This is a genomic window from Gillisia xinjiangensis (assembly GCF_046298265.1).
In the GTDB taxonomy this organism is placed as follows: Bacteria; Bacteroidota; Bacteroidia; order Flavobacteriales; family Flavobacteriaceae; genus Gillisia; species Gillisia xinjiangensis.
This window is the reverse complement of the sequence record NZ_JBKAHK010000145.1, coordinates 1-504: the sequence shown is the minus strand read 5'-3', so window position 1 is coordinate 504 and position 504 is coordinate 1. Positions and strand designations below refer to the sequence as shown.

1 protein-coding gene is annotated in these 504 nt (G+C 62.5%); it reads right to left on the bottom strand.

Features of this window, described 5'->3' with window-relative positions:
• The coding region (locus ACKGJN_RS16920) for a gluconate 2-dehydrogenase subunit 3 family protein (RefSeq protein ID WP_409540754.1) at positions 1 to 438 on the bottom strand (438 nt) is incomplete at its 3' end.
• Between the last annotated feature and the right edge of the window lie 66 nt (positions 439 to 504).

Sequence of the window (504 nt, the reverse complement as noted above, 5' to 3'; positions counted from 1 at the left end):
ACCGACCTTAAAAAACTGCTCTGGCGTCAGCGGGAGTTGGTATCCATGTTGCGGCTTTCCCTGCACCCAGGGGCCGCGCATATAGAGCCGCTCTCCCTTGCCGTAGCCACCGGCCAACTGCCGGTCGATGAAAACCGCCAGTCCGCAGTCGACGCCACCGGGGGTCAGTTCGTCCGCAGGACACATGACGTTGACCAGGGTCTCGACGAAGGCCGCTTCGTCAGGACCCAGCGATTGATAGCCCTGTATGCCGGGCCCTAGGCCCGCTGCATTGCCTGTATCGGCATTGCCCTGCGCATGAGCGCTGAGCGGTACAGCAACCATTGTCGCCGCTCCCACTGCTGGCACGAACGGCGCACTACCCGCGAAGGTCGCCGCTTGTTTAAGGAAGCGTCTGCGGGATTCATTAGTCCAGGGAACAGGTGTCTCGTTGGCCACGACGGACCGCCCTCCTCTAGTGTGATGGTCACCGCCTCGATTAGCGCCCTGGACCATCGCACGCAC